Here is an 8614-nt window from a genome sequence, read left to right on the forward strand (position 1 = left end):
TGAAGATTTATTTATAAAAGGCGTAGATGGGGATTGGATTCGTAAAAGTGATCTTCGGAAAGATGTTAAAGGAACTTATAATTCTCAAGGAGCAAAAACTATTCAGTCTTATTTACAAGCTGGATTTGATATACAGTTTCGATTCAATGGAACTTATAATTACGCCTTGGCTATTTATGGAGGCAAAACACTCGGTAGTGCTGCCGGTGTAATTTGGAATAGCAGTTTTAGTCATTTTGGGATGCATAATGGGTTTAATAAAGGGGTGAATTCTTTTTCAGTGGGTGCATCAAATGAAGGATATCGTTATGGTAATCCTCTCGCAGATATTGTAACAGTAGGAGGTTCTATTGCAAGCTATTATAAAAATTTGCCTCAGAAAATGGCCCCAATAATTTCAAAACATTTTGGGGGCGTTGATTTTAAGTATGGTAAGACCGTTGGTAGACTTGGTACATTAGGAGATGTTGCAAGTACTGTTGGAGCAATTAACAATTTAACGAATGATCCGAAGTCTGTTGAAAATTGGGCTGATGGAGTATTTGCAGGCGCAGGATGGATACCAATATATGGAGATTATGGAGCTCTTCTATATACTAGTGCAAAGTCTCAAATTCCAATCATACAAAAAAATATTATGGAAAATAAGCCCACATTAAATGGAGTATATAATCCAGCAACAGGAGATGTTTGGTATGGATATTGACAAATACCTTCAAGGAATAAGTGATCAATAAAATAATTCCAATTTTTAGCCATTTAATATAAGAAATAATAAAAATATGAAATTAACAAAGGTTTTTGATTACATCTATTACAGATTAGCCTCATTCTATGAAAATAAATTTGGTAATGAGGATCGATTTAATGCGATAGCCATATTGAGCATAATACAATGCACCAACCTTTTATCTATAGTGAGTGTTATTTACCTTTTACAAAATGATAAGTTTGAGTTATCTACTTTTGTAATGCTACTTTTGGGTACCTTAATCTTCGTTATAATTAATTCATTACGCTATAATAAAACAAAAAAATATCAGGAATTAAAAATTTTGTGGTGTAATGAGACGATTTCAATTAGATTCAAAAATGGGTTTTACATTATTATATATTTTGTGTTATCAATAGTGCTTACTGTGTTTATTCTGAACTTTGTTATGAAATCGATGTCGTAATATCATTGAAGTAAAATGCAAATTTGGAATGCATTTACTAGCCGAGCAACGGACAGGATAGACAATTACAGCGAAACAGGACAGGCTAGTTCTGGCGGTGGCAATTGGTACGGCACAAGAGGAGGTGGTACAATGAGCTGGAATTTGGGGACTATTTATAATTATGATGGTTCAATAAATTATGCGGGGCCATCCAAGGTAGTTCAAGAAGCTTGGGCTGATGCAGGTGGATATAAATATAAAACATTAGGTGATTTTTATAAAGAGGACATTCAAAAAAATGGTAATGGCACTTACTATCAGAAAACACTTTTAGAGGGAACCGATAAAGTATATTACAATTTCAATGGACGATTGGGGTACACTGAGTTTCCTAAATTAGGTGCGGAATGGAAAAATATATCTCCTGTATCTACTTATAGTGACATGATAAACAATTGGTGGAATACTCATTGGACTGCAAAATTGATTCCAGATGTGATTTATTTGAATCTATCAGCAGGTTCGGGTGGATCTAATGGAGGTGTAGGAGCTGATCAGGCTTTGGGTTATGCCTTACCATTAAGGGGGAAACAAGCTTTTAATTTATATAGTTATTCAACGTATTCCAATAAAAAGGGGTACCAAATTGGTACTAGTTTTAATATTGGATATTCAGTATATATAGGAGCAGATGCAAGAAATTTTGATTTTGTTGAATCATTTGGTGGCTTTTCAAGTGGTTGGGAAGATGATATAATATTGGGCGTTAGTCATTCTACGAGTTCAGTTAATTCTAATGGAGATTACTTAATTTCTAATAGTCTCGGTTGGGGGGCAGCAGTTGGAGTTGTTAATACTAAAGGTGTAACAAACGTTTATCCAATTTTTTAACTTTAATAAATACAACTATGGAATTTGAAACAATATATGAATTTTCATATAGTTACAGTAAAATATTACATATCATACCTCTTTTATGTTTTGTAATAATACCAATCATACTTATAGTTAAATACAAATCAATTTATCCAAACTATACCGTTAGAAGACAATTTACACTAGTCTTATTATATATTTTCACCTTTGTCCCATTGGTAATGACGGTGGTAATGATTGTGAAAATACCTGGAATAATTTCATATGAAAATCAATTAAAGGATGCTATTAGATCGAACAAGTATTTGATGGTTGAAGGTGAAGTAAATGGGTATGACCTAAGTGAAAGAAATGGTCAGAATTTTGAATCTTTTCATATAGATAATATAAGTTTTGAATATTCCGATAATGAGTTTATAGATGGGTTTCATCAAACATCTAAAAGAATGGGACCAATAAATAAGAATGGTCAATATTTTAGGATTTATTATTTGGGTAAAGAGGGAAGAAATATGATATTAAAAATTGAGAAAAGAGTTGATTTGAATTAATTGAATTTTCAATAACTATTATAATGACTAGATCAAAAGAAATATGAAAAATATATTAACAATAATTCTACTCATTCTATTTACTACAATATGTGGAATGAGTCAGAATAATATTAGCTTTACCTACGATGTTGCAGGAAATAGAGTAAGTCGAACTATAAATTTGAGCAGTACAAAAAGTGGAATAAACGGAGGTGATACCGAAAAGCTTTCTTTTGAGAAAAGTGAGGATTTCTTCACCGAAATTTTAGCTGAGAAAGAAATAAAAATTTACCCCAACCCAACCCGTGGGCAACTTCGGGTGGATATATTGGGCTATGAAGATTTGGATTCCAATTCTTCCATACAAGTCTTTACAACAGGTGGCGCTTTGCTTTATAAAAGTAACACTCCAAGTCAAACCAATGATATTAACCTGAGTGATAAACCAGCTGGTTTGTATCTCATGGTAATTACCATTGGTAGTGAAAAGAGTACATGGAAGATTATTAAGCAGTAAATTCTTGTTGGAATAAAAATGGAAAATTGTGAGTAACATTCGGACGTGTTTACGATCCTAAGGCGGGGCGTTTCTTAAGTCCTGATCCTGTATTGCAGGATGCTGGAAACAGCCAAAACATGAATCGCTACAGCTATTGCTTGAATAACCCATTAAAATATACTGATCCAAGTGGTTACCAAAACACACCGATTTACGACTATCACTCCTCCTTTTCGTATGAAAATAATCCTTACTTTACTCGTGGAGGTTCAAGTGGAGGATCAAGAATGAGCTGGAATCTGGGAACTATTTATAATTTTGATGGGTCAATGGTACAGGCAGGTCCATCTTCGGAAGTGATTGATGCATGGTTTGATTCAGGATATAATGCCGCTGGAGTTCCTTTGGACAAATTTATGAATCTTATTTCTGAGGATGGGAAGCCAATCCAAATGAGTATGTATACCGCAACAACAGAAAATGGAAAAACGGTACTAACCCATTTTATGTATGATTATGAGGTGCCTACGGTTAAGATAACTAGTGATGATTATGGAAGTTCTCCTTGGGGAAGAGCAACAAACCCGAATACATGGATTGATTTATTATTAGGACAAGGTTATTTTGCTCCAGACCGAAATGCAATCGATGTGAGTTTTTCTGGCCTACAAAGTATAATTGTTCCAGGTGGAGGACAAATAAAGGGATTACAAATTGGTTTAAGAAATATTAATGGAGCAAAGAGTATAATGCAGGCCATGTTGAATGGAACGTATGATTTTAAAGCTGCTAGAGGTATTATTGCTGGATTCAAAGATATAAAGGGTGTTTTTTATATTGGAGAGGGACATCATCGAATCGCCGCCGCTAAAGAAATATTGAGAACAACTGGAAATTCAAAACCATTAGAAATGTTAATACAGAATGGAAGATGGACAGAAGTTGCTTCAGCGCCTGTAGGAGCAAGACCTCTACCAGCATTAAATTGGTGGGGTAGTTTAAGAAATAAAATAGGATTTTAAATTATGAAAGAGTTGATAAATTGTTCAGGAGTTATTGTTGATTATGTATCAATACCTTCTTTTAAATTGAATGAAGGGGAATATTTAACATTTGAAATACCATTTAATTATGATTCATCAAGTGAAGAGTTGTTGATTGATGTATTAAGAGGAAATATAATTATTGATGGTTTCAAAGGAAACTCTGAGTTTGAATTTGTTGAGGATATTGTAGTAAAAAGAGGACTTTTTAGTTGGTGTAAGAATTATACAAGTTTTAAATACCTTAATAGAAATACAGATTTTAAAATGGATGAGATTGACGAAACATTAAAAAAACTTAATATTTCCAAGTCTGATAGGATTTGGAAATTAGGGTTTAATGAGAGAAAGAGTTTGTCTTTTGAAATTGCTCGGTCAAAAAGTAAATTAGTCATAATTAACACAATGGGTATGGATTATACAGGTCTTCAGATTCTGAGATATAGATTTGGCAACTATTTAAACAGAGGTTTTACAATTATAGAGTTGAATTATAGGACAAATAAAGGATTTGATAGTTTCGAAGATTCAAAAATAATAAGATTGGTCTCAGTTGGAGACAATAAAAAAACATAATATGAAAAATATAATCATAACAATATTTATCATTCTTTCTTGTGTAATATACGGGATGAGCCAAAATAATATCAATTTTGCCTACGATGCTGCAGGAAATAGAGTAAGTCGAACTATAAATTTGAGCAGTACAAAAAGCGGAATAAACGGAGGTGATGCCGAAAAGCTTTCTACTGAGAAATTCGAAGATTTCTTCACCGAAGTTTTGGCTGAAAAGGAAATTAAAATTTTCCCGAATCCAACCCGTGGGCAACTTCGGGTGGATATATTGGGCTATGAAGATTTAGATACCAATTCTTCTATACAGGTGTTTACAACAGGAGGTGCTTTGCTCTACAAAAGCAATACGCCAAGTCAAACCAATGATATAAATCTGAGTGATAAGCCAGCAGGTTTGTATCTTATGGTAATTACCATTGCTGGTGAGAAAAGTACTTGGAAGATTATTAAGCAGTAAAGTAGAATTTTAATTAATTGTGCCCTTATTCATTTTTTGAATAGGGGCATCTTTCTTTTCAGAAAAAAGCATCAAGGCAAGGGGGACAAATAAGGGTATATTCACTCATTTAAAACATTGCAAATGTCAGATAATGAGCAACTAAAGAGCTTTAAATTGGGTTCTGTTGGGGCTACTAAAACACTGACAGTCAGACGATTGTCAGTGTTTTTTGTTTTAGTGCTGTTTTAGCGTCATACAGTACAAGCAAATTCTTCAAAAAAACATTACTCCCTTTGAAAACAATTTAGGCATGTTTACAACTAATTAAAGGCTTAAATATGCCAAATCCTTACAATTTATAGCTTCATACTGAAAGTTCTTTAGAATTGCATAAAACCCGCTTAATTTCCATTCCGTTATTCAGTTACAATTTATTTTACATTCCTTTTCTTTTGTTGGAATATTAAGCAGTATATTTATTAACAAAGAATTATATGATCTAAATGAGAATACCATTCTACGATTTTAATAAAATATGCCTTTCGATACTATTCTTGTTTATAGGATTAACTACAAGTGCGCAAAATTTTGATACGTTAAAGTCAGAATATGATTTTAAAATTCGATTAGAAGCTGATAGTATTCTATTAATTAAAAAAAGTCAAAGATTTAAGGCTTCTGCTTTTATAACAAGTCAGAATAAAATATGCTTAAATAGTGATGTTAGGGATTCAGAGCATTATATAGACAGCGGTATTTGTTATGAATTAGAAGCGTTACAAAATGATAGTTTTGTCTCTTACAGAGAGCTAGAGGATGGTTATGCTATGGATGTAAATTCTTCTGGTGATTTTTACAGTGAATTATCAAAGAAACTTTCTTACGATTTTAATCCTTTTAATTTTCATTCTCCAACTTCTAACAGGATTTATAGATTCAGAGTATTTTTTCGATTAGATGATCAAATTGTGAATACATCAGAGTGGAAATATGTGTATGCCGTTTGGAAGAAGAAACAAATAAAAGAACTTGAAAATTGGCGTCAATTGGTGAAAGCAAATCAGCTTAAAAAACAAGATCTAAATTCATTATCGTTAGAATCGTGTCTGAAACAAGCAAAGTTGTGTTTAAAGCAAAAAAGGTTTGAGATGTCACGAGAATATAGTTTGAAAGCTATCGAGATGGATTCTTTATGTGGTGAGGCATATTTTTTATTAGGTTGTGCATATGCAGGATTTGCAAGTTCGTCAGAAGATATATATTTTCCAAGAGGGATGATTTATTGTCTTGTAGTTGATAAGTTTCAGAAGACACTTGAATGTGATAATTATGACACTGAAAGGCTTGAATATTTAATCAAAATATACCCTCATTACTTCCCTTCAAAAGAAGGGATTCATGATTATCCTGAAGTAGGATCTAAATACCAAGTAGGATATTGGATAAATGAGGAAACAACAGTTCGATATTCAAAGTACTAATTATTAATTTTGATATGAGATATATAGTCATATTATTTGGGCTAGTTATATTTGCTTGTGTGGGTTTTGATGCTCAAGGTCAAATGATTGAGGGAAATTATCCATTTCAAATTGTAGATTCTTTAGTCTTTGAAGAAGGTTTGGAGTTGCTTCAAATAAAAGTCGATACAAAGCCGAAGAACTTTATTTCCACAATTGAAGCTCGCTTAAGAAATGGACTTGAAATAAAAGAGTTAGATAAAAAATACTTTCGCAAAAGAATTAAGGAAGTACATTCAGCTACAAATAAACGAGATTTTGTAGCTGGAATTTCGAATTATTCTACAGATACCATCTTCATTCCAATACAGGATGGAAGCTTGATCTCAATAATTGAAGCTAAAGATACAGAAGGAGTATGGAAACCGATTCAATATTGGCCAATAAGTGGTTGCGGAAACAGTTATTATTCCGAATGTATTTTACCAAATCAAACACTTCTATTCACTGTGAAGAAGAATTTTGGAAGTATTCAAACCTCAATGAGATTGAGATTGCATGGAACTAATACCATATTTGTTTCTAAGGAATATGTTGGAACGATCAGTTTGGATATGTTTAAGCTTAAAGAAAATGTAGTACAAGATTATAGGCATATTTTATGTGATAAATTCTTTTTTCTTGAATCTCCCAGATTTGGTAATTTTTATAGAGAGGCAGATATTGAAATAGAGATAATTGAAGAAACGGACTAAATTGTACTTGTTAAGAACTCAATGAAAATATTTCGTAAACTAATACAAAAATTCATTTCAAATCAGGATTCATTTGAATACAAGAAGTTTGAGAGAAATGAAAAGTGCTATTGTGGAAATGGTAAGAAGTACAAACAATGTCATTTATTTATTTTAAACAGAAAAGGAAAACTTGCTTTGCATGAGACCAACCTTAATACTGGAGAGATACGCGTAAAAATTCACTCTGAAAGAAAATACAAGGGATTATCCACTAGAATGAAAACGACTTTGCGGGGTGCAGATGTTAAAGCAACAAATATTGCATTAAATGATCACAATAGCTTGCAGGATATTTATAGAAATTAAAGATTATGAAAAAGTTGATATTGGTGATATTTCTTTTTCCATTTTTTACAATGGGACAGAAAAATGATAAAATCGATCACTTTTCAGATTTTATAGGGAAATCATATATTGGAATGTGCGATATTGAACTGGAAAAGTTTTATCATGGTCAAGGATTTATGCTTGATTCTGAAACTAATGATGATTATGGAATAACAACTTTAGTAAAGTCTGATACAATAATTGTACTTCTCACTAGAACTATTAATAGAACGTCGGAAGGAAAGGCGGAACAATTAATTTTAGATGTAAGTTTTATTGTTGGAGATTATTATCTGAGTAGACCTGTAGAAAAAAATGGAGAAGTTGATAAGGAGTTAATCGCCTTTGTTGTGTACGAAGATCAAGAAAAGTTCGAGAATATAAATCTTGTTTATAGAGCTAATAGGGCTAAAGAAAAATTAGAAATTGAAAATAAAACAAATATAATTTGTTGGAATATGGATTATGGTATTGAGCCATAAAAAACTAGAATTAATCACCTAGCAACTAACGGGGACAAATAAGGGTATATCTCCTTAGTTTAATCTTCTTAAAGCCCACACGATAAGATGGTTGCATGTTTAAAATTAGGTTCTGTTGGGGTCACTAAAATACTGATAATCAAACGATTGTCAGTATTTTTATTTTAATGCTGTTTTAGTTCCATTCTGAACTAGCAAATTCTTCGAAATAATATTACTCCTTTAGAGAACAATTTAGGCATGTTATAACTAGTTAATAGCTTAAATATGCCTAATCCTTGCAATTTATAAATTCATACTGAAAGTTCTTTAGGATTGCAGAAATCCTTCTTAATTTCCATTCCGTTATTCAGTTGCTGCATATTCTGGTGATGCTGACCCCTTGTCCGGGTGATACTGACCCCTCACAGAATTGAGGTTCA

The 8614-nt window shown here is 32.3% G+C and carries 10 protein-coding genes and 1 pseudogene; all 11 read left to right on the top strand.

Going from position 1 to position 8614, the window contains the following annotated elements; all coding sequences use genetic code 11:
• Window positions 1-706, top strand: a 706-nt coding sequence (locus QUH73_RS20230; RefSeq protein ID WP_289532264.1) for a hypothetical protein, incomplete at its 5' end; no start/stop codon positions are given.
• Between the two features lie 487 nt (window positions 707-1193).
• Window positions 1194-2051 (top strand): hypothetical protein, encoded by an 858-nt coding sequence (locus QUH73_RS20235; protein WP_289532265.1) that lies wholly within the window; start codon window positions 1194-1196, stop codon window positions 2049-2051.
• A gap of 218 nt (window positions 2052-2269) precedes the next feature.
• Window positions 2270-2587: a hypothetical protein gene (locus tag QUH73_RS20240; RefSeq protein ID WP_289532266.1), complete on the top strand. Its 318-nt coding sequence runs from the start codon at window positions 2270-2272 to the stop codon at window positions 2585-2587.
• Between the two features lie 43 nt (window positions 2588-2630).
• Complete coding sequence (locus QUH73_RS20245) at window positions 2631-3086, top strand: T9SS type A sorting domain-containing protein (protein WP_289532267.1); 456 nt, start codon at window positions 2631-2633, stop codon at window positions 3084-3086.
• Between the two features lie 56 nt (window positions 3087-3142).
• Window positions 3143-4090: pseudogene (locus QUH73_RS20250) on the top strand (RHS repeat-associated core domain-containing protein); the annotation flags it as partial.
• A gap of 3 nt (window positions 4091-4093) precedes the next feature.
• Complete coding sequence (locus QUH73_RS20255; protein ID WP_289532268.1) at window positions 4094-4687, top strand: hypothetical protein; 594 nt, start codon at window positions 4094-4096, stop codon at window positions 4685-4687.
• Between the two features lies 1 nt (window position 4688).
• Complete coding sequence (locus QUH73_RS20260) at window positions 4689-5144, top strand: T9SS type A sorting domain-containing protein (protein ID WP_289532269.1); 456 nt, start codon at window positions 4689-4691, stop codon at window positions 5142-5144.
• Between the two features lie 485 nt (window positions 5145-5629).
• Entirely contained in the window at window positions 5630-6607 is a 978-nt protein-coding gene (locus QUH73_RS20265; protein WP_289532270.1) for a hypothetical protein, read from the top strand.
• 14 nt (window positions 6608-6621) lie between these two features.
• The gene (locus tag QUH73_RS20270; protein WP_289532271.1) at window positions 6622-7341 is read left to right on the top strand and encodes a hypothetical protein; all 720 of its coding nucleotides are present in this window, start codon (window positions 6622-6624) and stop codon (window positions 7339-7341) included.
• A gap of 21 nt (window positions 7342-7362) precedes the next feature.
• Window positions 7363-7689 (top strand): SEC-C metal-binding domain-containing protein, encoded by a 327-nt coding sequence (locus QUH73_RS20275; protein WP_289532272.1) that lies wholly within the window; start codon window positions 7363-7365, stop codon window positions 7687-7689.
• Between the two features lie 5 nt (window positions 7690-7694).
• Window positions 7695-8192, top strand: coding sequence for a hypothetical protein (locus tag QUH73_RS20280; RefSeq protein ID WP_289532273.1), 498 nt, complete (start codon window positions 7695-7697; stop codon window positions 8190-8192).
• Window positions 8193-8614: the final 422 nt, after the last annotated feature.

It is taken from the genome of Labilibaculum sp. K2S, from assembly GCF_030372765.1.
GTDB lineage: Bacteria > Bacteroidota > Bacteroidia > Bacteroidales > Marinifilaceae > Labilibaculum.

Excerpts from the sequence above, each read along its gene's own strand:
- QUH73_RS20265 (WP_289532270.1), top strand. The coding sequence starts at position 5,630 with ATGAGAATACCATTCTACGATTTTAATAAAATATGCCTTTCGATACTA.
- QUH73_RS20240 (WP_289532266.1), top strand. The coding sequence starts at position 2,270 with ATGATTGTGAAAATACCTGGAATAATTTCATATGAAAATCAATTAAAG.
- QUH73_RS20235 (WP_289532265.1), top strand. The coding sequence starts at position 1,194 with ATGCAAATTTGGAATGCATTTACTAGCCGAGCAACGGACAGGATAGAC.
- QUH73_RS20260 (WP_289532269.1), top strand. The coding sequence starts at position 4,689 with ATGAAAAATATAATCATAACAATATTTATCATTCTTTCTTGTGTAATA.
- QUH73_RS20245 (WP_289532267.1), top strand. The coding sequence starts at position 2,631 with ATGAAAAATATATTAACAATAATTCTACTCATTCTATTTACTACAATA.
- QUH73_RS20255 (WP_289532268.1), top strand. The coding sequence starts at position 4,094 with ATGAAAGAGTTGATAAATTGTTCAGGAGTTATTGTTGATTATGTATCA.
- QUH73_RS20275 (WP_289532272.1), top strand. The coding sequence starts at position 7,363 with ATGAAAATATTTCGTAAACTAATACAAAAATTCATTTCAAATCAGGAT.
- QUH73_RS20270 (WP_289532271.1), top strand. The coding sequence starts at position 6,622 with ATGAGATATATAGTCATATTATTTGGGCTAGTTATATTTGCTTGTGTG.
- QUH73_RS20280 (WP_289532273.1), top strand. The coding sequence starts at position 7,695 with ATGAAAAAGTTGATATTGGTGATATTTCTTTTTCCATTTTTTACAATG.